Source organism: Streptomyces sp. NPDC053474, from assembly GCF_044544845.1.
Classification (GTDB): Bacteria; Actinomycetota; Actinomycetes; order Streptomycetales; family Streptomycetaceae; genus Streptomyces.
In genome coordinates this window covers 20,539-44,916 of the sequence record NZ_JBITXV010000030.1, presented here as the reverse complement: position 1 = coordinate 44,916, position 24,378 = coordinate 20,539, and the positions used below count along the sequence as shown (strand labels likewise).

General features: G+C 72.8%; 19 protein-coding genes and 1 pseudogene. 8 read left to right on the top strand and 12 right to left on the bottom strand.

Annotated features, from left to right (window positions below; translation table 11 throughout):
- The 4 genes from ACIG3E_RS40010 to ACIG3E_RS39995 form a co-directional block, all read right to left on the bottom strand.
- A partial coding sequence (locus tag ACIG3E_RS40010; RefSeq protein ID WP_366795625.1) for a TerD family protein occupies nt 1–258 on the bottom strand: 258 nt, incomplete at its 3' end.
- Between the two features lie 112 nt (nt 259–370).
- Complete coding sequence (locus tag ACIG3E_RS40005) at nt 371–994, bottom strand: hypothetical protein (RefSeq protein ID WP_399625959.1); 624 nt, start codon at nt 992–994, stop codon at nt 371–373.
- A gap of 227 nt (nt 995–1,221) precedes the next feature.
- A complete protein-coding gene (locus ACIG3E_RS40000; RefSeq protein ID WP_399625955.1) occupies nt 1,222–3,369 on the bottom strand; it encodes a hypothetical protein in 2,148 nt (715 codons plus the stop codon).
- An 85-nt stretch (nt 3,370–3,454) separates the two neighbouring features.
- Complete coding sequence (locus ACIG3E_RS39995; RefSeq protein WP_399625952.1) at nt 3,455–6,112, bottom strand: sel1 repeat family protein; 2,658 nt, start codon at nt 6,110–6,112, stop codon at nt 3,455–3,457.
- Between the two features lie 221 nt (nt 6,113–6,333).
- On the opposite strand from ACIG3E_RS39995, the gene ACIG3E_RS39990 reads away from it, so the two are divergent.
- Complete coding sequence (locus tag ACIG3E_RS39990) at nt 6,334–6,516, top strand: hypothetical protein (RefSeq protein WP_399625950.1); 183 nt, start codon at nt 6,334–6,336, stop codon at nt 6,514–6,516.
- A 55-nt stretch (nt 6,517–6,571) separates the two neighbouring features.
- On the opposite strand, the gene ACIG3E_RS39985 is transcribed toward ACIG3E_RS39990, so the two are convergent.
- Entirely contained in the window at nt 6,572–7,024 is a 453-nt protein-coding gene (locus tag ACIG3E_RS39985) for a GNAT family N-acetyltransferase (RefSeq protein ID WP_399625948.1), read from the bottom strand.
- Nucleotides 7,025–7,162: 138 nt separating this feature from the next.
- Here ACIG3E_RS39985 and ACIG3E_RS39980 point away from each other — a divergent pair, with 138 nt between their 5' ends.
- Nucleotides 7,163–8,140, top strand: a complete 978-nt coding sequence (locus ACIG3E_RS39980; RefSeq protein WP_399625946.1) for a helix-turn-helix domain-containing protein — start codon at nt 7,163–7,165, stop codon at nt 8,138–8,140.
- On the opposite strand, the gene ACIG3E_RS39975 is transcribed toward ACIG3E_RS39980, so the two are convergent.
- The gene (locus ACIG3E_RS39975) at nt 8,130–8,993 is read right to left on the bottom strand and encodes a LysR family transcriptional regulator (RefSeq protein ID WP_399625944.1); all 864 of its coding nucleotides are present in this window, start codon (nt 8,991–8,993) and stop codon (nt 8,130–8,132) included. The genes ACIG3E_RS39980 and ACIG3E_RS39975 overlap by 11 nt on opposite strands.
- 186 nt (nt 8,994–9,179) lie before the next feature.
- On the opposite strand from ACIG3E_RS39975, the gene ACIG3E_RS39970 reads away from it, so the two are divergent.
- The 4 genes from ACIG3E_RS39970 to ACIG3E_RS39955 all read left to right on the top strand — a co-directional run bounded on the left by ACIG3E_RS39970 (nt 9,180) and on the right by ACIG3E_RS39955 (nt 14,073).
- Entirely contained in the window at nt 9,180–9,794 is a 615-nt protein-coding gene (locus ACIG3E_RS39970; protein WP_399625966.1) for a short chain dehydrogenase, read from the top strand.
- 244 nt (nt 9,795–10,038) lie between these two features.
- Nucleotides 10,039–11,133, top strand: a complete 1,095-nt coding sequence (locus tag ACIG3E_RS39965) for a winged helix DNA-binding domain-containing protein (RefSeq protein ID WP_399625942.1) — start codon at nt 10,039–10,041, stop codon at nt 11,131–11,133.
- A 254-nt stretch (nt 11,134–11,387) separates the two neighbouring features.
- Nucleotides 11,388–12,653 carry a threonine--tRNA ligase gene (gene thrS / locus ACIG3E_RS39960; protein ID WP_399625964.1) on the top strand — a complete coding sequence of 422 codons (1,266 nt, stop codon included), beginning with the start codon at nt 11,388–11,390 and terminating at the stop codon, nt 12,651–12,653.
- A 109-nt stretch (nt 12,654–12,762) separates the two neighbouring features.
- Nucleotides 12,763–14,073 carry a cytochrome P450 gene (locus ACIG3E_RS39955; RefSeq protein ID WP_399625941.1) on the top strand — a complete coding sequence of 437 codons (1,311 nt, stop codon included), beginning with the start codon at nt 12,763–12,765 and terminating at the stop codon, nt 14,071–14,073.
- 14 nt (nt 14,074–14,087) lie between these two features.
- Here the strand turns inward: ACIG3E_RS39955 and ACIG3E_RS39950 are convergent, their stop codons facing one another.
- From ACIG3E_RS39950 to ACIG3E_RS39935, 4 genes are all read right to left on the bottom strand, one after another.
- Complete coding sequence (locus ACIG3E_RS39950; protein WP_399625938.1) at nt 14,088–15,065, bottom strand: SMP-30/gluconolactonase/LRE family protein; 978 nt, start codon at nt 15,063–15,065, stop codon at nt 14,088–14,090.
- A gap of 52 nt (nt 15,066–15,117) precedes the next feature.
- Entirely contained in the window at nt 15,118–16,317 is a 1,200-nt protein-coding gene (locus tag ACIG3E_RS39945) for a serine hydrolase domain-containing protein (protein ID WP_399625935.1), read from the bottom strand.
- Nucleotides 16,318–16,483: 166 nt separating this feature from the next.
- Nucleotides 16,484–17,581, bottom strand: a complete 1,098-nt coding sequence (locus tag ACIG3E_RS39940; protein ID WP_399625933.1) for a hypothetical protein — start codon at nt 17,579–17,581, stop codon at nt 16,484–16,486.
- Between the two features lie 1,183 nt (nt 17,582–18,764).
- A complete protein-coding gene (locus ACIG3E_RS39935) occupies nt 18,765–19,484 on the bottom strand; it encodes a FadR/GntR family transcriptional regulator (RefSeq protein ID WP_399625962.1) in 720 nt (239 codons plus the stop codon).
- A gap of 127 nt (nt 19,485–19,611) precedes the next feature.
- On the opposite strand from ACIG3E_RS39935, the gene ACIG3E_RS39930 reads away from it, so the two are divergent.
- Both ACIG3E_RS39930 and ACIG3E_RS39925 read left to right on the top strand, forming a co-directional pair.
- Nucleotides 19,612–21,348, top strand: a complete 1,737-nt coding sequence (locus ACIG3E_RS39930; RefSeq protein ID WP_399625930.1) for an IlvD/Edd family dehydratase — start codon at nt 19,612–19,614, stop codon at nt 21,346–21,348.
- 44 nt (nt 21,349–21,392) lie between these two features.
- The gene (locus tag ACIG3E_RS39925) at nt 21,393–22,580 is read left to right on the top strand and encodes a fumarylacetoacetate hydrolase family protein (RefSeq protein ID WP_399625928.1); all 1,188 of its coding nucleotides are present in this window, start codon (nt 21,393–21,395) and stop codon (nt 22,578–22,580) included.
- 165 nt (nt 22,581–22,745) lie between these two features.
- On the opposite strand, the pseudogene ACIG3E_RS39920 reads toward ACIG3E_RS39925, so the two are convergent.
- Nucleotides 22,746–23,474 (bottom strand): annotated as a pseudogene (locus tag ACIG3E_RS39920) (glycoside hydrolase family 3 N-terminal domain-containing protein); the annotation flags it as partial.
- Nucleotides 23,475–23,483: 9 nt separating this feature from the next.
- Entirely contained in the window at nt 23,484–24,377 is an 894-nt protein-coding gene (locus ACIG3E_RS39915) for a carbohydrate ABC transporter permease (protein ID WP_399625925.1), read from the bottom strand.
- Nucleotide 24,378: the final 1 nt, after the last annotated feature.

The window sequence follows — 24,378 nt, the reverse complement described above, 5'->3', positions numbered from 1 at the left end:
GCCCTCGCCCTCGCCGGTGAGGTTGTCACCGGTGTGCTCGACCGAGCCGTCGGGGCTCGTGAGGTTGTTGTAGAAGACGAAGTGCTGGTCGGAGATCACCTTGCCGGAGTCGTCGCACAGCAGAGCCGATGCGTCGAGGTCGTAGTCGGTACCCGTCGTGGTCCGCACGTCCCAGCCGAGGCCGACCAGTACGGCGGTGAGGCCGGGCGCCTCCTTGCTCAGCGAAACGTTGCCACCCTTGGACAGGGAAACACCCACTGCTCATCCTCCATCGCTTGTCGCGGCGCGCTGGTGTGCGTCGTCCTCCGGCAAGGACGCCGGTGGGCCCACTCGGGTTGCGTCCCACCAGCATGGATCGCACTTCGTCCGATTACCCCGTGTCCTCGGGCCTCACCTCGGTCAGGCAGCCGAGGAGGAACGGCATGACCCCCCGCTCCAGGAGGGCCAGGTGCCAGGCGGCACGGGCCTGTTCGATGGCGCGGTCGGGTGTGCGCCGACCGGTGGCCGCCGAGGCCGGGTGCCGACGCCGCGCGCGCCCGGACAGCCGGGCGAGATCCGGGAGGGCCGACCCCACGGCCACGGTCGCGGCGATGAGCCCCACGGTCATGAAGGCCTCCGGGAGGTACTGCCGTTCGGTGAAGGCGGCCAGGGCCAGTCCGGCGAGGAGGAGCACCTCGGCGGTGACGGCGGAGAGCACCGGTACGAGCGTGGAGAGGAGCGCGGCGCCGCCGCCGGTCCGGCACGCCGCACCGGCGCATCGACGGCGGGGCCGGTGGGGAGCGGTAGCGGCCCGCGCCCGCAGGTAGCGGGAGTACTCCTCGTCCGCCTTCGCCAGGATCGCGCGGTGGGCCCGGCGGGCGCGCGTACGGAGCTGCACGGCGTTCGGGACGTTGTCGCTGCGTCGGGCCGCGTCCCTGAACTCCCGGGAGCGCAGGGCCTGTTCGAGGGTGCGCTCAAGGGCTGCGGAGCTCTCCGACATCTCGGCGTGAGGCAATGGCTTCTTCCTTCGACGTGCCCGCGTCCGGCCCCCGGCGAAGACGGCGCGCCGAGGGCTCCTTCCGGAGGGAGATCGCGAAGGAATCTACATCAGTGTAGAAGTGGTGAAGGGGCGGATCGCCGCCAATTCACCGTGATGAAGGGTCTGTCGGGGCCGGTCGCGCCGCGCGCGTACGTCCTCTGAACCGACCAGCCAGCCCCCCACCCGCCGGGCGTGCCTCGCTGCTAGGTCCAGGTCACCCGTGCGGTGGCCGGTGCTGAGCGTGTGCCGTCCGGGGACACGGCCACCAAGGCCAGGGTGGTGGCAGGCTCGGTGCCCTCGCGGGTGAGGGACTTGACGTAGTGGACGTCGTCGTAGACGCGGCCGAGGGGCTCCGGTGTGCCGTCGGCGCGCAGGCGCCACACGTCGTAGTACCAGACGCCCGAGTCCGCGAAGTCCCAGGCGAGGAAGGCCTCGGCCGTGGTGCGTGCCGCGTCCGGGTGGGCCTTCTCGACCGTGAAGCCGGTCGGCCGGGCGGGGGGCTGAGAGGCACCTGCTGGAAGGAGGGCCAGTTCTCCGAGGTTGAGGCGGTACGCGTCCCCGGCCGGAGGCGAGACGCGCAGGTGCAGCGCCGCGACGGTCCGGCCCCGGAAGGCGTCCAGCGGCAGCGTGACCGTGGTCCAGCCGGAGGCCGCCGCGCGACCGGCCGCGAGCCACGCCGTGCGGTCCGGGGCGTCCTCGAAGACGAGCCCCAGTTCGAGACCGCTGTCCTGCCCCGGCCGGTCGGTGCGGAACACCAGACGGGCGCTCTCGCCGCCCGTGACGCGCAGCCCCGTCTTGAAGAGCCGGACGGTGGTGGCGCGGGCGGCCCCGCGCGGCGCGGAGATCAGGAGGGAGGAGCCGCCGTCGTACGCCGTCGACGGGTCGTAGTCGACGGTGGCGGGCGCGCCGCCGCCCTCGCCGCGCACCCACCACTGCCAGGTGGGCAGCAGGTCCTGGGCCCCGGCGTTGTTCCACTCGCGGTCGGAGCGGCGCACTCCGTCGAGGAAGAACGCCCGGCCGTGCCCGGTGTTGAAGCGGGTGACGAAGGGGAAGGCGCCGATCACCGACCGCTCGGCGATGTAGTGCGCGACACCGTCCCACTTGCGGTGGTTGTCGGGGTCGTTGGGGCGGCCGTTGTCGGGCCAGGGGACGTACTCGGTCCTGCCGGTGCGGGTGGGGTCCTCGTTGGGGCCCGACCAGTAGCGCCGCTCGCGCACGAAGGTGTTCTGCTGCTTGTCCGGGTCGCCGCGGTCGGGGTTGTTCGCCCAGGCCATGTGCGTGCCGAACAGGGCCCAACTCGCCTGCGCGCGGCCGCCTTCGGGGAACACCAGCCGGGGGTCGTAGGGCGGGTTGAAGCCGTACTTCTCGTTCTCGGTGCCGAGGTAGACCACGTCGTGGACCTTCATGCCGAGCCGCTTCGCGGTGGCGACCGACGCGGCCACCCGGGAGGCGTTCCAGGCGTAGTTGATGAAGATGCTGTGGTTGACGGGGGTGCCCTGGTGCCGCACCCAGGGGGCGTTGGCGTCGTTGAACTGGTTCTGGTAGGCGAGCTGACCGCTCGTGGTGAGCGAGTCGTACCACTGGAGGTGGAACCCCGCCGGGGCCTTGGCCCGCAGGTACTTCAGGAACGCCATCAAGCGCGTCGCGTCCGCGCCGGATATGGACGCCTCTTGGTTGATGAAGTAGCCGTCGAACCCGAAGTAGTCGGCCATCTCCAGGAGCTTGTCGGCGACGGGGAACGAACCGTCGGGCCGCTGCTCCAGATAGGCGGAGAAGGAGCCGTTCCGCGGCCAGAACCACCCCGCGAGCGACTTCACGCCGTTGCGGTGCGCGGCGTCGGTGTACGCGGGGTTGGGCAGGTTGATGAGCCCGTGCTCGGGGTCGGTCGTGGACGAGCCCGCCACCGGCATGCCGTGCCAGGAGCTGTACAGGTCGCTGTACTGCCAGAACCTCAACAGCCTGCGCGCGTACTGGTCGTTGTGGCGGTAGGCCGTGAAGAAGGCGTTGTCGTAGTCGTAGGACATGTTCATGACCTGAGCCTCGGAGGCCAGGCCGGGGCGCGCCTGCGTCGCGGCGAAGGGGGCGATGCGGGAGGCGAGCGGCACCCGCGAGCGGAAGTACCGCGCGTACGGATCCGACGCGGGGGTCCAGGACTTGAGCCCGGCCGCGTTGTACCCGTGCATGTACGGCTGGTGGGGCGCGCGGACCCGGCCCTCCTCGGCGGCGTACGCGACTCCGGCCGCCCCGGCGAGCGACACCGTCCCGGCCAGGCCCACGGTCACCCCCGCGGCACCGAGCATCTTCAGGAAAGCGCGTCGCTCAACGGTCGCCGCCGTCGGTCTCTGTTCCATGGCCGTCTCTCCTCGCACCGCAGTGATGACAACGCTGTCAAATGGTGTGTCCGGAGTTCCTATCGCAGGCGGGGGCGGACGTCAATCACGGGGTGGGGCGGGGCGGTTGGTCACGGGGCCGGGGTGGGCTCAGGAGCGGTGGCCATTCCCAGGGGGCGCTCGCGGAGCCGTCGGCTGCCAGGCCGAACCGCAGATACGTCTCCTCCTCCGCGCCCCGCAGCCGCGCCAGCGCGAGCAGGGCCGAGGCCACCCGGACGTCGCCGGTATCGGCCGCCATGAGGTACAGCTGTTCGGCTCGTTCGCGATCGCCTGCCGTTTCCTGGAGCCGGGCCAGGCACATCATGGCCTCGCTGTCGGCCTCGGCGTCGACGGCCTGCCAGTAGAGGGCCTCGGCATCGGCGATGTCCCCGGCCGCTTCCCGCATGCGAGCCAGCTGGGAGAGCGCGCCGAGGTCTCCCGACTCCACGGCGGCCCGGAAGGACGACTCGGCCTTAGCCGGGTCGCCTGCCTTCTTCCACATGAAGGCGCGCAGGAACCAGCCCCGGGAGTCGCCCGCCGAAGCGGCGCGCAGATAGAGCTGTTCCGCGCGCTCCGGCTGCCCCGACTCGCCCATCATGTGGGCCACGCTGAGCAACGCCGAGGTGTCCTCCTCCTCGGCGAACCTGCGCAGCTGCCGGTCCGCTTCCTCCTGCCGCCCGGTCTCCTCCCACAGGCACACCAGTTGGTGGAGCGCGTCCGTGTGCCCGGCGTCGACCGCGCGCCGGTAGAGCGCGGCGGCCTCCTCCGGCGCGCCTTCGTGCCACCGCGACTGCGCCATGAAGATGAGCACGTCGGTGTGGCCCGCCTGAAGGGCCCGTTCGTACGCGGCCCACGCCTTGGCGGGCTCACCCGCCCCGTCCCACATCAGCCCCGCGTAGGCGAGGGCGTCCTCGACCCCCGCTGCCGAGGCCCGCAGATAGAGCTCTTCGGCTTGTTCCCAGCACCACGCGTCCTCCCACAGGGCCGCCAGGTAGAGGAGGCCGTCGGTGTTCCCGGCGTCGACGGCCAGGCGGTAGAGCCTCTCGGCCTCCGCCATGTCCAAGTCGTCCTCCCGCATCTGCCCGATGCGGATCAGGGCGTACGACTCCCCGGCGCCGGCCGCGGCGTCGTACAGCCGCACGGCGTGGGCGTACCGGCCCCGCCACCGCGCCGCGTCGCCGAGGCGGAGCAGTTCCTCGGGGTGGGTGAGGTGCTCGTGTGCCGCGCGCCAGAAGGAGTCGGGCGGGCAGCGGAACCGGCGGGCGTGGCGGCCGTGGTGCTGGAGGTAGTCCGCGAGGCGTGCCGTGCCGGGCAGCCTTCCCATGCCGGTCGGGTGGGGGATGTCCTGCAAGGGGCTGGTGGTGTGCTTGATCAGGGTGCGGGCACGGGCCAGGGCGTGGCCGAACCAGTCGGGGCGGGCGGCGGCGCGCTCGGCGTCGGTGAGGTAGCCGACGGCCGCCGCTTCGAGGAAGGCGAGGGGGAGGGGGCCGACTCCGCCGAGCCGGTGGGCGTCCATGGCCGCGGTGATCAGCGCGCTGCCGTACGGGCCGTGGGGGCCCGCGGCCCGCTCGTAGTGGCGCACGAGGTCGGGGCCCGCGGCGAGCACCTGGGTCAGCTCGGCCGCACCGGCCGCCACGGCTTCGGCGAGCGAGGCGTCCCCTGCCGCGGCGGTACGGGCCGCGTCCAGGTCCGCGGCGAACGTCCGGGGCAGGTCCACCCAGTGGGCCTGGGCGAGCAGGGCCCGCGCGTGGCGGTGGGCGTCCCCGGAGTGCGACGCCGGGCGGGTGAGCGCCTCCGCGTGCTCGGGCCACAGCGTGGCGATGACGACGAGCGGGCCCTCGCCGTCGAGCCTGCGGAGCAGCGCGGCCGCCGCGGCTTCGCCTTGGGGGTCGGTGAGGTACTGCTGGGCCTCGTTGAGCCACAGCACGGTCCGCGGCGGCAGCGCGTCCGCCGCGAGGGTGGCCAGCAGGCTGTCGGTGTCGGCAGGGAAGAGCAGGTCGAAGCCTTCCGGGACGGCTTCCTGGAGGGCTTCGTAGGCGGTGCGGGTCTTTCCCGTACAGGACGGTCCCTGGACGACCACCAGGATCGGCCGGGCCCCGTCGGCGACGGCCGGGGCGAGGAGGCCTCGCAGCCGTACATCGTGCGGGCGGGGCACATAGCGGGGCAGGACGAAGCCGCTGGCCCCGGCGCCCGTCGGGCCGTTGCCGTTGCCGTGGGTGGGGTGGGCGACGGCGGGGGCCGGGCCAGGGCCGGGGGCAGGGGTGCGGCCGGGAATGGCCGGGTGGACGCCCAACCGGCAGGCTGGCCACTGCCGTACCGGGCGGGGACGGTCCGCGAGGGCCGCCTGGCGGGCCCGCAGCCCGTCACGCTCCAGCGCGGCGCGCGCCCGCTGCCGCTCCGCCTCACGGCGGGAGCGCTCGTTGCGGTGCCCGCGCTCGGCCTCGAAGGCGGCGCGCCAACGCTGCTCGTCGAGCAACTCGCCGACGGTGTCCGCCCCCAGGGCGTCGGCCCGCGTCGCGAGGAGTCCTCTGCGGGCCGCCTCCGACCGGATCTCGTCGAGGACGGCGAGGAGCGGATCGACGCGCTGCGGAAGCTGCCGCCCGTCGAGCCACGCCCCCGGTGTCCCGTGCGACACCCCGGCGGCTCGGGCGAGACGGCGGTCCGAGGGCTCGCCGTCCAGACGGCCGCGCTTGAGCGCGCCGACCCGGCGCAACCGTGCGAACACGTCCTCCAACCGGCCCGCCCCATCCCGCCGTTGCCGCCGCCGACCGGCGGGGCCGTCGCGAACGGCCACCACCGGATGCCCGAAGCCTAGGCTCCCCGCCAGCGGAAGCGCAGCCGGGGCGGCCGATTCCGCGCCGATGGCAGCCGGACACGCCGTTCGACGCGCAGCGTTCCTCCCGACCGCGCCCCGCGAGAGGGGGCGCCGACCGGAAGGGCCACCCGATGACCGCCACCCAACTCCTCGCGCTCCTGCTCGCCTTCTCCGCGGCGCTCCACCTCGGCGGCGCGGCCGCCTTCACCGCCTGGCGCGGCGGCACGCCGGTGGCGCACGCCCTCCTCATCGGCGGGGGAGCCACCGGAAGCGCCTGCGCGCTCTACGTCAGCGCGGTGGCGTCCTACCGCTGACGGGCCGTCGGCGATACGGGGCTTTGAGCCGGTGCCACGCGGTACGGGCCGGGCCTCACCGGGCGACGGCGAACCGCAGCTCGGGCCGCTCCCAGGTGATCTTCGGAAGGAGCGGAGCGACGGTCCCCACGCGCTCCGCTCCCAGACGCCGGTAGAACTCCTCCGCCGGGGGGTGGGAGACGACGCGCACCTGGGTCAGCCCGGCCGCCGCGGCCCGGCCCTTCATGTGCTCGACCAGAAGCCGCCCGACGCCCGACCCCTGCGCGGTGTCCGCCACGAACATCAGGTCCAGCTCCGGAGGTTCGAGCACCAGGGCGTAGAAGCCCAGAAGGTGCCCGGCCGGGTCGACTGCCGTGAACACCTCGTGGCGAGCGAGGTAGTCGGCGGTGACCCGGTAGCCCGACACCATGGGGGCGTACGGCCCCTGGTAGGCGCTCGATCCCTGGACCAGGGCGGTCAGCGGCTCGGCGTCCTGCTCGGCCGCACGTCTGATGGTCGTCGACTGCATGCCCGCAGTATAGGAGTGAAGGCCTGGTTCAGGTATTACAGGTTCCCGGCGGAGTGCCGCTTTGCGTGCGCCGGGGTCTTGCTGAGACCGGGTGTTCGCGCGTTGATGGGTAACCGGTGACTTTCAAGGGGAGGACCAGTGAGCTTCTCGGCACTCCACAGCAGTTGCGTACCGCCCGAGCACCGCTTCGACTGGTGGTGCGAACTGATCAGCCAGGACGTCGCACCCACCCGGATCACCAGCGAGCACACCCATGACTTCACCGCGGGCGCGGGGACCGTCGGGCTGGGCGTCGTCCAGGTGACCACGCTGTCCTTTCCCGCGATCCGGTCCGAGCGGACCCCCGCGCTCATCCGGAGATCCGACCCCGACGTGTACGAGCTGACGCTCAACGCGGGCGGTGACATGTGGATCGCCCAGGCCCGGAACGAAGCCCGGATGAAGGCCGGTGACCTGGGGCTGTGGAACACCTCGCGGCCCTTCGACGCGCGCGGGCTCGGCGGGCCGGACGACGGGCTCTCCCGGGCCGTCATGGTGCACCTGCCCAGGGTCGAGCTGCCGTTCGCCGACGCGCGGACGGACCAGCTCCTCGCGAGCGCCACCGCGACGCACCGGGGCACGGCCGCGGTCTTCGCGCGGTTCCTGCGGCACTTGGTCGAGGAGGCGCCCGCCATGACCGACCAGGAGCGGACCCGGCTCGGACCGGCCGTGTGGGAACTGGCCGTGGCCTACCTCGCCGACCGCCTCAACGCGCACGACCGCACGCCTCCCGAGGCCCGCACCCGGATGCTCCTTGCCCGCATCGACGCCTTCATCGACGACAACCTGGCCGACCCCGCCCTGACGCCGCCCGCTGTCGCGGCTCGGCACCACATCTCCGTACGCACGCTCCACGCCCTCTTCCGGACGCGGGAGCGGACCGTGGCCGCCACGATCCACCACCGCCGCCTGGAGCGCAGCCGCGCGGAGCTGGAGAACCCGGCCCTGCGCCACACCCCGGTCCACGCGATCGGCGCCCGCTCGGGCTTCTCCAGCCCGTCCGCCTTCAGCCGCGCCTTCGCCGCCGCGTACGGGGCTCCGCCCGGGGAGTGGCGCCGGGCGCGGCTCAGCCGCTGACGACCTCCCGTACCGCCGCCAGGAACTCCTGCGTGCGGGGGTGCGTGGGGTGGGACGGGTGGGCGAGGTAGACCGTGGCGGCGGGGGCGTCGTCGATCGGGACGAAGCGCACCCCGGGGTGGCTGTGGCTCTCCGCCGTGCCCGCGGCGCCGACGCCGAACGCGCCGCCCGTGGCGATGAGGTTGAGCCACTCGTCGACGTTGCGCACCTCGACCGTGCGGTGCGGGCGCTGGGCCGGGGGCCAGAGGTCCACCGACGCGGTGCCGGTGTCCGGCCACAGGGCCAGCGGCAGGGCCGGGCCGGAGGTCAGCTCCGCCAGGCGCGTCCGGCCGCGGGCCGCGAGCGGGTGGTCGTCGGGCAGGGCGGCGACCCGGTCCTCGGTGTACAGGGCCTCGGTGCGGATGCGCGGATCGGCGGGCACGGTGCGCAGCACCGCCACGTCGGTGTCGCCGGTGGCCAGGCCCGCGGTGCTGTTGTCCTGCCGGACGACCTCGAGCGGCGCGTGCGGCTGCCCCCGCCGCCACGAGCGCAGCAGCGGGACGGTCTGCTGCCCGAGGACCGCGCACGTGTAGCCGAGCCGCAGCGGCCGGTCGACGGCCCGGGCGTCGGCGAGGGCCGCGTCGAGGTGGGCGAGGATGGCGCGCCCGTGCCCGAGGAGGGTCGCCCCGGCCGGGGTGAGGTCCAGCCGCCGGGAGGAGCGGTCGACGAGCCGGACCCCCACCCGGGCCTCCAGCTGGGCGAGGGTGCGGGACAGGGCGGGCTGCGTCATGTGCAGCCGGGCGGCCGCGGCGGTGACGGTGCCCGCCTCGGCGATGGCGGTCAAGGCCTTGAGGTGACGCAGCTCCACATCCATGCGTACGAAGCATAGTCCCTGCCCAGACGGCATTTCCGGGCGCGGAGCGCGATCCGTAGCGTCGGGTCCGCCGGGTGGTTCACCGTTCACCCGGCTTTCCCTGGGGGCGCTCCCCAGGGCCTTCCGGTATCCGCGTATCGCTGGATCTGCGTATCTGCGTATCTGCGGGAGATTCGTCTTCGAAGCATTGGATGGTGGACTGTGAGGATTCTTCTCGTCGGCGCGGGCGGCACGCTGGGCTCCGCGGTACACGAGGCGCTCACGGGGCGCGGCCACGAAGTGATCGGCGTCGGCCGCACGAGCGGCGACCTGATCTGCGACGTCACCGATCCGGTGGCCGTGGCCCGGCTGTACGCGCAGGCCGGTCCGCTGGACGCGGTGGCCGTCGCGGCGGGCGACGCCGTGTTCAAGCCGCTGGCCGACCTGACCGCGGACGACGTCACGGCGACGTTCCGCGGCAAGGCCGTCGCCCAGCTGGAACTGGTCCGCCAAGGCGCCGGGCACGTGGCGCCGACCGGCTCGTTCACACTGGTCAGCGGGGTCCTCACGGAGGAGCCGATCGTGGCGGGCGCCGCCGCGTCCGCGGCCAACGGCGCCGTCGAGGCCTTCGTACGCGCCGCCGCGATCGAGCTCCCGCCGCAGCGGATCAACGCGGTCAGCCCGACGGTGGCCGAGGAGTCCCTGGCCGCGTACGGGCCGTTCTTCGCGGGCATGGAGCCGGTCCCGGCGGCGCGCGTCGCGACGGCGTACGTCCGCGCGGTCGAGGGGGCGCAGACGGGACAGGTGTACCGGGTGCGCTAGGCGGAGCCGTTGGCCGCGGGCCCCGGCCCCGTGCCAGGGCCGGGCCGCCGAACCGTCTGCGTAAGGCGCGAGCAACGAAAGGCATCGCGCGGAACGGCAGGCGTCGCGCATCGCGGACACAAGCTGACCGCGATCCCTGGCACTGTGATCACCGACCCAAGGACGCGTGATCCCGAAGCGAGGGCGAACCAGTGACGTCGTATCCGCACGGCCGTACCGGAAACCGGCGCCCGGAGGTGGCCCGGTGACCGTGCTCGACGCCCGCGCGCTGGGGCGCGCGACGCTCGCCCGGCAACTGCTCCTCGACCGCGCCGAGCTACCGGCTCTCGACGCCGTCGCGCACCTCGGCGGACTCCAGGCACAGGAGCCGCAGGAGCCGTTCGTCGGGCTCTGGTCGCGCCTGCGCGCCTTCGCGCCGGGGGAGCTCTCCGACCTGCTCGTCGAGCGGCGCGTGGTGCGCACCCACCTGATGCGCCGCACGGTCCACCTCGTCACCGCCGACGACGCCCTGGCCTGGCGGTCGCGGCACGACGCGATGCTGCGCCAGCGGGTGCTCGGGGTCTACCGCGCCGAGCTCGAAGAGGTGGACCTCGACGAACTCGCCGCGGCGGGCCGGGCGGTGCTGGCCGACGGCGAGCCCCGCACCATGGCCGAACTCACCCGGGCGGTCGCCGACCGCTGGCCGGACACGGCACCCCGCGCCCTGGGGGAGATGCTGATCGCCGCGCTCGTGCCCATGGTCCAGGTGCCGCCGCGCGGGCTGTGGCGCACCAGGGCGGGCGTGCGCAACCTCCCCCTCTCCGCCTGGCTGGGGCGCGCCGCCGCGCCGCCGTCGCCCGCGGGCTCCGACCCGGTCGGTGAGGCGCTGGTACGCCGCTATCTGGCCGCCTTCGGCCCGGCCGCCACGGCCGACCTGCGCGCCTGGAGCGGCCTCGCGGGGCTTCCGGCCGCGGTCGCTGCCGTCCGCGGGGAACTGGTCGCCTTCCGCGACGAGCGCGGCCGGGAGCTGCTCGACCTCCCCGACGCGCCCCGACCGGACCCCGACACGCCCGCCCCGGTGCGCTTCCTGCCCGCGTTCGACAACGCGATCCTCGGCTACCAGGACCGCGGCCGGATCATCGACGACGACCACCGCGGCCTGTCGGTGGCCGGTGCCCGCGTCGTCCTGCTCGACGGCCGGGTCGCGGCGACCTGGACCGTACGGGACGACACCGTGACAATCACCCCGCTGCGCCGCGTCTCGCGAGCCGAGCGCACCGCCGTCGCCGAAGAGGGCAGGACGCTGTCGGCGTTCCTCTCCGACGGGGCCGTCGAGCGCGTACGCATCGCGACGGACTGAGCGCCTCCCGCCGACGAACAGGGTTCATCGCCCGCGGCCCGTACGCCACATCGCGCCGTTCGCCAGACGGCGGCCGGGGGCGCGAGTCCGCCCGGTGGACGGAAAACGCGGTGCGGGCGCTGGAGCGGCTTGCTAGCGTCCCTCGCATGAAGCGCGCCGAGATGCCCGAGATGACGACGACGCCGGAGAACATCCCGGCGCGCTGACAGACGTCCTGATCCGAAGCCCCGGGGTGAGTGCCCCGGGGCTTCGTCCTGTGGTCACCCGCCCCTTCCGTCCGCGAGGAGACCGCCATGCCCGACCACCGCAGACTCGGCCGCGAGCTCGGCCTGTTCGACACCGACCCGCTCATCGGCGCGGGACTTCCGTACTGGCTGCCCGACGGCGCGGTCCTCCGGCACACCCTGGAGGAGTACATCCGCGACATGGAGCGCCGCGCGGGCTACCGGCACGTGTACTCACCCGTGCTCGGCAAGCGCGAGCTGTACGAGATCTCCGGGCACTGGGCGCACTACAGCGACGACATGTTCCCGCCGATGGACCTCGGCGGTGAGCAGGTCGTGCTGCGCCCGAGCCTGTGCCCGCACCACGCGGTGATCTACCGGTCCCGCTCCCACAGCTACCGTGAACTGCCGCTGCGCATGGCGGAATTGGGCGGCATGTACCGCTCGGAACTCTCCGGCGTGCTCGGCGGACTGACCCGGGTGCGCGCCATCCAGCTCAACGACGCGCACGTCTTCTGCACCCTCGACCAGGTCGAGGAGGAGGCGCACGCGGCCTTGGACATGATCCGCCGGGCGTACGAGGCGCTCGGCATCACCCCGAGCCGCTTCCGCCTCTCCCTGCCCGGCGCCGGAGGCAAGTACGTGGCCGCCCCCGAGAAGTGGGAGCGGGCCACCGCCCTGCTGACCGGCGTACTCGACCGCTCCGGGGTCCCCTACGAAGCGGCGGCAGGGGAAGCCGCCTTCTACGGACCCAAGATCGACGTCCAGGTCACCGACAGCGCGGGACGCGAGTCCACCCTGTCCACCGTGCAGGTCGACTTCCACCAGCCCGAGCAGTTCGACCTGCACTACGTCGGGGCGGACGGCGCCAAGCACCGCCCGGTCATGGTCCACCGCAGCGTCATCGGCAGCGTGGAGCGGGCCGTCGCCCACCTCGTCGAGCAGCACGGCGGCGCCTTCCCCGCCTGGCTCGCGCCCACCCAGCTGGTGATCCTGCCCCTCACCGACGCCGAGCTGCCGCGCGCTCGGGAGTTCGCCGGGCGCTGCGCCGAACGGGGCCTGCGCGCCGAGGTCGTGGGCCCGGAGCACGGCAGCCTCGGCGCCCGCGTCCGACAGGCCCGCCTCGTGCCCTACCAGGCCGTCATCGGCCCCAAGGAGGCCGCCGACGACCACGTCGCCCTGCGCCTGCGTGACGGACGGCGTCTCGATCCACGGCCGGAGGGCGACGTGCTCACCCGTGTCGAGCAGGTCGTCCGGGCCCGGAGCACCGGCCTGTGGGACGAAGGGACTTCATGATGCCGGAGCACGGGCCGGTGGGCTGTCGCCCACCGCTCGTGCTCCCCTACAGTGCGTGAAGCCCGCACCCGCCCGTGTCGGCGTACCGCCGCTGAACAGGAGCAGCCCCGTGGCCACCCACGCCCGCCCCGGCCCGTCCCCGACCGGCCGCCGGATCCCCGAGCTCGACCCCGCAGCCGTTACGGAGTGGCGGGCCCGGGGAGGGGAACTCGTCGACCTCTTCACCAGGGCGCGCGACCAGCTCGGCGGCGTCGTCGCGGTCGGGCTTGGCCCGCGCCCGACCGTCCTGGTCACCGAGCCCCAGGCCGTGCAGCACGTGCTCGCGCTCCACCCCGACCGGTACGTGAAGCGCTCGCACCGCGCCCGGCTCCTGATCGGCGACGGCCTCCTGGCCGCGACGGGCGAGGCCTGGCAGCGGCAACGGCGGCTGCTGCAGGCCCAGTTCACCGGCCGCGGCATGCGCCGCTACGAGCAGCGGATCACCGAGGCCGCCCGGACCGCCGCCACCCGCTGGGCCGCGTACGCCCGCACCGGCGAGGTCTTCGACGTCGGCGACGAGATGCGCCGCTTCGCCCTGGACACCATCTGGCGGTCCCTGACCGGGCACCCCCTCGACCCCGGCACGGAGCGTGAACTGACCGCCGTGCCCGCCGTGGTGGCCGCGCTGCCGAGCCTGCCCGCCGACCGCGCCGACCCCCAGGGAGCCGTCGCCGCCGACCTCGCCCGCATCGACGCCGTGGCGAGCCGCGCCATCGCCGCCGCCCGGGACGACGCGCCCGGCCCCGACGGTCCCGGCCTGCTGCACGTCCTCATCGAAGCGGCCGGAACGCGCCCGGAGTACACCGACCGGCTGATCCGCGACGAGCTGGTCACCCTCCTCGTCGCCGGTCACGAGACCACCGCCACCACCCTGACCTGGCTCCACCTCCTGCTTGACCGCGACCCGGACGCACGGGAGCGGGCCCTCGCCGCGGGCCCGGAGGGCTCCGCCGCGCGACGGGAGGCCCTCCAGGCGCTCGTCCACGAGACGCTGCGCTTCTACCCCTCGGCCTGGATCCTGCCGCGCAGCGCCACGCAGGACGACGTCCTCGCCGGGTACGCGGTGGAGGCGGACACCGACGTCCTGGTCTGCCCCTACCTCACCCACCGGGACCCCGGGCTCTGGGAGGACCCCGAGCGCTTCGACCCCGCGCGCTTCACCACCCCCGGACGGCGCCCCGCCCATCCCGGCGGCTACTACCCCTTCGGCCTGGGGGCCCGGGCCTGCCTGGGCCTGCAGTTCGCCCTCCGGGAGTCGACCGCGCTCCTCGAACACCTGCTGCCCGGCCCCGTCCCGCGCTTCCACTCCGTCCCGGAGAAGCCCGCGTACAGCATCACGGTCCGCCCCGACGGCCCGACCCCGGCGTCGCTCGACGGGTAGCGCACGGCGGGGCCCTAGTGCACCTGGCGCACCGCCACCGCGTTGTACTCGGTCGTCGGCGTGGGCGGCTCGGTGAAGCGGGAGTTGGGCAGATACAGGCGGTCGCCGAACGCGGCGACGGTGGTGGGGATGCGGAAGCGGGGGTCGGTGATCCGCGCGATCGCCGTGCCGCGCAGGCCCGAGGCGTCCAGGTGGAACACGTCCACGGCGTTCTGGATCTGCTGGACGACGTACAGCGTACGGCCGAGGAGGAGCGCGCCGTCGCCGTCGGGGAGCTTGCTGCCGCCGAGGTCGACACGGCGGGCGTCACCGCTGCGCACGTCGACGCGGTAGAGACTGCCGCCGTGGGCGTGGACGTTGATGACGAGCAGCCCGCGCCCGTCCGGCGTGCGCGTGAGGCCATTGGTGGTGAAGCCCTCGGCCGGGGCCTCGATCCACTCGCCGCCCAGCGGCAGCGTCACCACGTCACGGGCGGCGGGCAACTCGCCCTTGGGCCCCAGGGGCAGGCCGTACAGCTGCTGCTGGGTGGAGTCGGTGAACCAGGCGGCCCGGGGCGTGAGGACGACGTCGTTGACGAGGCTGGCGGGCCTGCCGACCTCGTACGTGGCGAGGACGCGGCCGCTGCGGCCCTCGACGACGCGCAGCTGGCGCGAGCCGCCGCCGGCGATGAAGAGGCGGCCGCGTCTGTCGCTCTTGAGGCCGATGCTCATCGCGTCCGTCCCCGTCGAGATGGTCTCGCCGCGCCCGGTGGCGAGGCTCGCGCGGTAGAGGTCCCCGCCGCCGAGCGAGCCGAACCAGGCGTACGGGCCGGGGCCGGTGGCGATGCCCTCGGGCCGGAAGCCGTCCGGGAGCGGGAACTCCGTGGGCCAGGAGGCCCTTGAGGGCGCGGCGTCGGCCGCCGCCGCGAGCGGCCCGAGCGCGGCGAGCGCGCCCAGGGCGGCGCCCGCGCCCAGAACCCTGCGACGTGAAGTACCAAAGACCTGTTCTGTCATGGCGTACGTCCTTCCGCGAGGGGATCGACCGGCCGCGGCGCGGCCGACGGGCTTACGGAACCACACCTGACGCCGCGGCGGTCGACGAAGGCGGGACGGTCCCGCAGAATTCTGCGAGGAGCAGATACCCGGCGGCGTCGCCGTCACCGGCCCAGTCGGTGTTGAAGTTGGCCACCAGCCGGTGCCTGCCGTCCCGGGTGGTGTAGGCCATGCTCTGCGAGCCGGGCATGAAGCCGGTGTGGCCCCAGACCACCTCGCCGCAGGGCAGTTCGGCGCGGAAGATCCCCAGGCCGTCGTCCTGGCCGTCGCCGAAGTCGGGGGAGGGGACCGTGGTCGTCATCTCGTCGAGCTGGGCCTTGGGGAGGAGCCTTCCGCGCATCAGGGCGGTGAGGAAGCGGTCGAGGTCGGCGGTGCTGGAGACGATCTCCCCGGCGGACCAGCCCCAGGACGGGTTGAACTCGGTGATGTCGTGGACCTCGTGCCGGGGGTCGTCGGCGAACTTGGTGTACATGCGCCCGCTCGGCGCCGGAAGCCGGGAGCGCGTGCCGGGCAGGGTGGTGGCGTGCAGCCCGAGCGGCCTGAAGATCCGCCGCTCGGCCTCCGCCGCGTAACTGTGGCCCGTCGCCCGCTCGATGACCATCGCGGCGAGGACGTACTCGGTGGTGGTGTAGCCCCAGCTCGTGCCGGGCGCGAAGTTCGGCCTGTGCTTCATGGCGAGCGCCACGAGCTGCTCGGGACGCCAGGTGTCGTAGCGGTGGGCCAGATACTGCATGCCCTGGAGGTGCAGGTCCGGGTCCTCGGTGTAGTCGTAGACGCCGCTGGTGTGGTTGAGGAGTTGGCGCAGGCTGATCCGGCGGCCGTCGTGCCCGTGGCCGCGGACCACGCCCGGCAGCCACTTCTCCACGGTGTCCGAGAGGCCCAGCCTGCCCTCCGCCTCCAGCTGGAGCAGGACGGTCGCGATGAACGCCTTGGAGATGCTGCCCGCCCGGAACCGGTCGCCCGGCAGGGGCGCGCGCCGCGTGGCGAGGTCGGCGACCCCGGCGTCGCCGTGCCAGGTCCCGTGCGCGTCGTGTGCCCGCGCCAGGACGCCCGGGACCCCGCCCGCGACGGCGGCGGCCACGGCGGCCCGGGTCTGTCCGTGCCCCCGGTCCGCCCCGGTGGGTGCCGCCGCCTGTGCTGACGGGACGGCGAGGCCGGTCGCCGCGGCCGCCACCACGGCGGCCAGTGAGATCCCTACCGTGCGCATCGCCATGAGAACCTCCCTCTCGCCAGGAAGACTCATGCTGCCCCCGCAAGGGTTGGTTCCCCGGCGGGGGCGAGCGGAGCAACCCGTCCGGGTGGAGGCCGACCGGCGCACCGGGAGAGGGCGCGCACGCGGGCGCACGGGAGCCGCGGGGCCAGCGCGGCCGTGCCCGGTGTCAGGGCAGGATCACCTCGCAGGCGTTGAGCGCTCCCGTGCCGTCGGTGCCGGTCCAGAAGACGACCAGGCGGCTGCGCCCGCTGTCGACGTCGATCTGCACTTCCACGGCGGGGGCGGCGAGGCTGTTCTCGGGGAGCGTGTACACCGTGCCGATGGGGTCGTTCCCGGCCCGGACCGCCGCCAGGTCGACGGGGGCGATGTTGAGGCGTCCGGCGCCGTCGATGCCGGTCCAGGCGATGTAGAGCGCGTTTCCGTACGGGAGCAGACGGGACGGCTCGCAGATGCTCGACTGCGCCGATCGGGCCACCGTCGGCGATTCCGTCGCGGGCACGGTGGATCGGGTGAGGGCGAAGCACAGCGCGCCGTCGGCCGCGGTCCACGCCCACAGGGCGCCGGGCTCGTTCAGACCCCGGTTGCGGACCGGGCCGCGCGGGCTGCCGAGGAAGGGCAGGGGCAGCGCTTCGTCGTACGTCATGTCCCTGGCCTGGGCGAAGGCGACGCGGCCGTTCTCGTCGAGCACGTTGACCCGGTGGCGCTGGAGCCACGACAGGTCGGGGCCGCTCGTCGCGTTGAGCTGCCCGCTGCCCATCAGGGTCTGCCCGGTCATCTCGCCGGTCAGCCGAAGGTCGTCGGTGAGGGCGAAGTCACCGACGTGCACCAGGCGTCGCTGTTCGAGGCCGGTCCAGGCGAGGCGGGCGGTGCGTTGGGGCGACAGTTGCGGCAGGAAGACCGGGGCGTAGTCGGACGCCGCGCCCAGGATCGTCTTCTGCAGGGTCGATCCGGCGAACTGGAGCCGCGGGCCGATCACGTTGGCGAGGGTGAGGTTGCGGCTGTTGCGGTTGCCGCGCCAGGCGAGGAGCGGGACGTTGTTCGGCTGGTACACGGTCGGCGCGGCCGTGCTCGTGGCGTCCCACCACGTCATCTTGTCCCGTACACCGGCCGCTACGAGCCGCGCCCGCCCGCGGCGCGACGGTCGGCGCGGTGCGGGGGAGGGCGCCGCGGCGGCGGGAGCGGCCAGAGCGATCGGGCCCGCGGCCAGCGCGGCGGCCCCCGCTCCTCTCAGCAGCGAGCGGCGGGACGGTAAGCGAGGTGTCACGAGGTTCCCCCGTTGTCTGGGTGGCGTGGGCACCCAGCATCTGCGGGGGTGGCACGGGGGACAAGGGAGCGTTCCGCTCAGCGGACCAGCGCGTCCAGGAGCCGGACCGTGCCCACCACGCGCCGCACACGGGCCCGGGCGGGAGGCTCGGCGGGCAGCGGTACATCTGCTGGCCCGATTCGGCGGGGAGGAGCGGACGCGGTCAGTGCCTCCTTGTGGCCTCTGTCGGTTGACGGCCTGCTGCTTCTGTCCACGGTGGGCCTGTTGAGGCCCTCTACGGCCGTCACGCGTCGAGCGCGCAGCGCGGTGTGGTCGGCCTTCATGCTGGGGATCGCGGTCTCGCTGGCCGCGAATAGTGCGGCTGCCCCGGCCCTGGAGTGGCAGCCAGTGCTGGTCGCTGGATGGCCTCCGGTCGCGCTGCTGCTGGCGGTGGATCTTCTGATCCGCCGTCTCAGTGTTCCGATAGACGGCGCGGCTGCGCCAGTGAAGTGTGGAAATGAGCGTGGGCGGCGGCTCGGGGTGGCTGGCGAGCGCGACGGGTGAAGCGGTTGTCGGACCCGCGGCGTGACGGTCTCCGGCCCCCCCTGGTGACCTTGGCGGCGCCGAGTGTGATTCCCGTCTGTGTGCGGGTGCGGTCGGGTTTGGTCTGCGCGGGACGTGCAGGGGTGAGGTCAGGGCTACGCCTCATGCTGACTCGATGGCGGGAGTAGGGGACTGCTTGTATCGGGATGTTCTCGGGTTGCGGGAATTCGACAACGCTTGGCTGAGGGCGGGGCGCCTCAGGGGCGCCTCACCGGGGGCGGTGTACGGCTCCTTCACCGACCGGCAGAAGGAAGGCATCTTCGACCCGCTCAACGGCGTGCTGCGGCACCTCGTGCGTGAAGCCGAAGGCCGGGATCCCGAGCCGAGCGCCTGCGTGCTTGACAGCGGCGGCATCCACCTGCTCCCGGATCTCCGCCCCCACTCCCTCCCGCGACATCGTCGATGGCGGTCTCACCCCCGAAGGTCATTGCCGTCGTACCGACTACCGCGGGCGGTGAGCGTGGGGCCGGTCACCTTCCAGCGGACATCGGACAGGTCGCTGGTCTACGGGCGTCGTCCGGTGGGCCGGACGAAGATCTCGACGGCGTCGACCGCTTCCGTGCCCTTGCCCGTGGCACTGCCTTGTCGCAGCCGTGACAGGTCATACGGCATCGCTGGGCATTCCGGGTGACTGGGCGATGTCATGTTCGGCGGCTTCGATGATGGCCAGTACGGCGGCCGCCGCGGCCGCGGGATCACGGGCCTCGACGGCCTGCACGACGGCGCGGTGTCCCGGCAGCGAGGCTTCCACCGCACCGGGGGTCTGGGTGCTGACGAGGAAGCTGTGTTCCAGCGCGATGTCGACAGCGCGGCCCAGTGAGCCGAGGAGACGGTTGCCGCTGGCGTCGAGCAGGGCCCGGTGGAAGGCGATGTCGGCCTCGACGTAGCCGCCGCGGCCGGGTTCCGCGGCCGCGGCCTCCATGGCCGCCAGGGAGTCGTACAGGACGCGTACATCGTCGGGCCCGGCCCGGTCGGCAGCGAGCCGGGCCGCCTCGGGCTCGACGATCCGGCGCAGTTCACCCGTGTCGCGCAGCAGAGCCGTGGCGTCCCCGGCCTGCTTCCAGCGCAGCACGTCACGGTCCAGGTGGTTCCAGTGCTCCGGGGGCAGCACGCGCGTGCCGGTGCGCGGGCGTACGTGCAGCATCCCCTTGGCCACCAGTGCCTTGACCGCTTCCCGCACCACCCCACGGCTGACGCCGATCTCGGCCGCGAGCGCGTCCTCGACCGGCAACGGGTCCCCCGGCTCCCACGCGCCACCCACGATGCGCCGCCCGAGCCCGTCGACCACGCGCTGATGCGTGGTCAGGAAGTGCACCACGATCTCTGCTCACCCCCTGGACGTCATTCATCGAATCATTTAATGATTGCAGGACAGGGTACGGCCTGTGGGGCCTCACCCGACAACGCCCCATCGCGAAGCGGACGACGCCAGCCACGGGAGTGCCTGCATGACCGACAGTCAGAAGACGAGCCGCCGCAGCCAGGCATGGTTCGGCGCCCGGGGCCGCAGCGGGATGGTCTACCGCTCTTGGATGCGCAACCAGGGATTCGGGCACGAGGTGTTCGACGGGCGTCCCGTCATCGGTATCGCGACCAGTGCCTCCGAACTCGCCCCGTGCAACGTCCATTTGACACGCGTCGCCGAGGCCGTCAAGCGCGGCGTGTGGCAGGCGGGCGGCCTGCCGCTCCACTTCCCCACCATGGCCACCGGCGAGACCCTGATGCGCCCCACCGCCATGCTGTACCGCAACCTCATGGCCATGGAGGTCGAGGAGCTGATCCGGGCCAATCCGCTCGACGGTGTCGTGCTGCTGTCCGGCTGCGACAAGACGACCCCCGCCATGCTCATGGGCGCTGCCAGCGTCGACCTGCCCGCCCTCATGGTCACCGGTGGGCCGATGCTCAACGGCAAGTACCGGGGCCAGGACGTGGGATCCGGCACGCACGTGTGGAAGTTCGAGGAGGACCTGAAGACCGGCCGGATGACCGAGGAGGAGTGCTTCTTCGCGGAGGGATCCATGGCCCGTTCCAACGGGCACTGCATGACGATGGGGACCGCCTCGACGATGGCCTGCATGGCCGAGGCGCTCGGCATGCAGCTGCCGGGCTCGGCGGCCTGGCCCGCGGTCGACTCCCGGCGGATGGAAACCGCCCAGGCGGCGGGGCAGCGCATCGTACGCATGGTGGAGGAGGAGCTGCGCCCCTCGCAGATCCTGACCCGGGAGGCGTTCGAGAACGCCATCCGGGTCAACGCGGCCATCGGCGGCTCCACGAACGCCGTCATCCATCTCACCGCCATCGCCGGACGCGTCGGCGTCGAGCTGAGCCTCCAGGACTTCGACGACCTGGTCCGCGCGGTGCCGACCCTGGTCAACCTGATGCCCAGCGGCACCTACCTCATGGAGGACTTCTGCTACGCGGGCGGTCTGCCGGCCGTCATGGCCGAGCTGCTCGGCGGCGAGATGCTGCACGGCGAACAGATCACGGTCACCGGACGCACCATCGCCGAGAACACCGGGACTGCCGAACGCGTCGACTCCGACGTCATCACCGGCCTCGACGTCCCCTTCCAGCCGGCCGGCACCGGCCTCGCCGTCCTCCGCGGCAACCTGTGCCCCGACGGCGCTGTGATCAAGCAGTCCGCCGCGTCACCGCACCTGCTCACCCACCGCGGCCCCGCGCGCGTCTTCGACTCCCCCGAGGCGTATCACGAGGTGGCCGACGACCCGGAACTCGACATCGACGAGAACACCGTCATCGTCATCCGCAACGCCGGACCCAAGGGCTACCCCGGAATGCCCGAGGTCTCCAACGTCCCGCTGCCCGCCAAGCTGCTGAAGGCCGGCGTCAAGGACATGGTGCGCGTCTGCGACGGCCGGATGAGCGGCACTGGGTACGGGACAGTGGTCCTGCACGTAGCGCCCGAGGCCGCCGTCGGCGGACCTCTCGCCCTGGTGCACGACGGGGACCCGGTCGTCCTCGACGTCCCGGGCCGCTCCCTGCGCCTGGACGTGGACGAAGCCGAGCTCGCACGACGCAGGCAGGCATGGCAGGCACCCGCTGAGCGGCACACCAGCGGCTACGCCTGGCTTTACACCCAGAACGTGGAACAGGCCGACCAGGGCGCCGACTTCGGTTTCCTGCGCGGAAGCCGTGGACACGAGGTCCCCCGCGACTCCCACTGAGCCCCAGGTGACCGCGCCCCCTCGAACCCAGGAGAGCATCGATCGTGGAATCGGCAGCAGCGTGCCCTCGTCCGGTCCTCACGGCTGGCTCCGTCCTGCCGACGGACGCCGACCGAGCCGCCCTCGTCGCGCGCGTCCACGACCCGGAATGGGACGGACCGTGTGTGGCCGCGGTCCGCGGCGAACAGGTCGTCGACCTGACCGCCATCGCACCCACCGTCTCCGACCTCGTGGAACGCGATGACGCGGCGGCAGTCGTCCGCGAGGCCGACGGCGGACATGTCTGGCACCTGGACGAACTGCTTGGCGCACCGACCGGCCGCCGTGACGTTCCGCGTCTGCTCGCCCCCATCGACCTGCAAGTGATCAAGGCCGCGGGCGTCACCTTCGCGCGGAGTCTGCTGGAACGTGTCATCGAAGAGCGCACGGGTGGCGATCCGGCGCAGGCCGCGCGGATACGGGCCCGCGTCGGGCAGGTGGTGGGTGGCACGCTCGACGGCATCCGTCCCGGATCGCCGGAAGCGGACAAGGCCAAGGAACTGCTCGTCTCCGAAGGACTGTGGTCGCAGTACCTGGAGGTCGGGATCGGGCCGGACCCGGAAGTGTTCACCAAGGCCCCGGTACTGTCCGCGGTCGGCACCGGCGTCGACATCGGCGTGCTCGGCGCCTCGGTGTGGAACAACCCCGAGCCTGAGGCCGTCCTCGTCGTGGACTCGCGCGGTCGAGTACGCGGCGCGACGCTCGGTAACGACGTCAACCTCCGCGACATCGAGGGGCGCAGCGCCCTGCTGCTGTCCCGTGCGAAGGACAACAACGCCTCATGCGCGATCGGCCCGTTCGTCCGCCTGTTCGACGAGGACTTCGACCTCGACACCGTACGCGGGATCGACATCGACCTCCGGATCGACGGCACGGGCGGCTACGTACTGCGTGGCAGCAGTTCCCTGTGCGAGATCAGCCGCGACGTACTGGACCTGGTGGCCGCCACGCACGGTCCGCACCATCAATACCCGGACGGCTTCGTGTTGTTCACCGGAACGCTGTTCGCCCCCACCGAGGACAGACAGGCACCCGGCGCGGGCTTCACCCACGAGTACGGCGACATGGTGCGGATCTCCAGCCCGCGACTCGGCACTCTGGTCAACACCGTCGTCCCCAGCGAGCAGGCCGCGCCGTGGACGTTCGGTGCACGAGCGCTGATGCGCAACCTCGCCCGGCGCGGCGTGCTGTGAGACGACGAGCCTGTAGGTGAACTCGCCGTCCGTCGGGGCCTCCTGGACGTCCACGGTCAGGTCTGTCCAGTCGAACCGCGTGCAGGACGGACCGTGACCGAAGGCGAACGCGGGGGTCGGGTCGATGGTGGATGCCTCGCTGACGCGGCCGAGGGCGTGCGGTCGTCCCGCGAGCAGGACGGTGACCACGAGTGTCTCCAGGTCGAGCAGGCCGAGCGTCGCCTTCTGGGTGAGTGTCCGGCGCAGGGCGCGATCGACCGATGCCTCTGGTATGCGGCCGTCGGCGACGGCCCTGGCCAAGGGTGCGCCGTATGTTGCGATGCCGTGCAGCGTCTTCAGGAAGGCGATGGCGAAGTAGTCGGCGACGATGAGGGTGGCGACGATCCCGGCGGACTCAAGGCCCTGCCCGTATGCCGTCCCGATGGTGCCGACGAGGTGCGGGTCCTCACCAATGGTCTCCTCGACCCGGCCCCAGCGGGCGTCGCGCACCCCATCCAGGACGGGCGCGAGTCCCTGGTGGACGCCGACGGCACGCGATGGCGGCGGCCATGCGCCGCACCGTGTCCGGATGGAAGGTGGCGCCCCGGGACAGCGGAACGGGGTAGGCCGTCGCCCCCAGGCGGCGAAGTCGGCCAGGCACTCGTCATGCGCGAGAGCGGCCAAGGCCGTTGGGCAGGAGCGCGTCGACGGCCTCCTCCACGTCGTGCTGGTGGGGGGGGGGGCCGCTTCACCGCCCTGATCAGAGGCGCCCACCCACACTCCGTACAGCTGGGCGATCTTCTCCTGAAGGGGCATCGCGTGGATCAGGGCGTCGACTCTCGCGGTGACGGAAAGAGTGGGGTCGTTCCAGGGGGAGACTCCGGTGGTGGTCTCTGCAGCCACGTCGGCGTTCACTTTCGTCGGTCAACGGCTGAATCCGGCGGTCAGACCGCTCAGCAGCTGGCGGCGGCCGAACGCGTACAGGATGATCAGGGGCAGGGTGGTGAGGACGACGGCGGCCAGGAGGGCGGGGACGTTGACTCCGTACTCGCCCTGGAAGGTCCACAGGGCGAGCGGCAGAGTCCGCTGGGAAGGGCTCTGGGTGAGGATCAGCGGCAGCAGGAATCCGTTCCAGATGGTCAGCGCGTTGAAGATGGTCACGGTGAGGATGGCCGGGCGGGTGAGCGGCGCCGCCAGGCGCCACAGCGTCCCCCACTCGGTGGCTCCGTCCACCCGCATCGAGTCGAACAGCTCTTTGGGCACGTCGCGGATGAAGTTGGCGAGTATCAGCACGGACAGCGGGATGGCGAAGGCGATCGACGGCAGGATCAGCGCCAGCAGGCTGTCGTACAGCCGCAGCTTGATGATGATCAGATAGACCGGGATGGCCGTCGCCTGCAGCGGGATGGCGAGGCCCACGAGGAACATGCCGTTCACCACGCGCAGGAACCGTATGCGCCAGCCGCGCACGATGGCGTAGGCGGCCATGAAGGAGACGGCGACCGCCGGCACCACCGCACCGGCGGTGACCACGACGCTGTTCCAGAAGTAGCTGACGAAGTCGGACTCGAGGACCAGCTCGTAGTTGTCCAGCGTGGGGTCGGTCGGCGGAGCCAGCGGGTTGCTCGCGTAGTAGGTGCTCCGGGCCTTGAGGCTGGTGATGAGAATCCAATAGAGGGGTACGACGACCACGGCGAGCCAGAGCCATCCGGCCAGACCGCCGAGCCAGTTGCGTCGGCGGGCGGTCGCGCCGGGACGGCGCCCCTGCCCACGCGGGGTGGTCGTCTGCGGTTGCGGCTTGGTCAGCGTGGTGGTCATG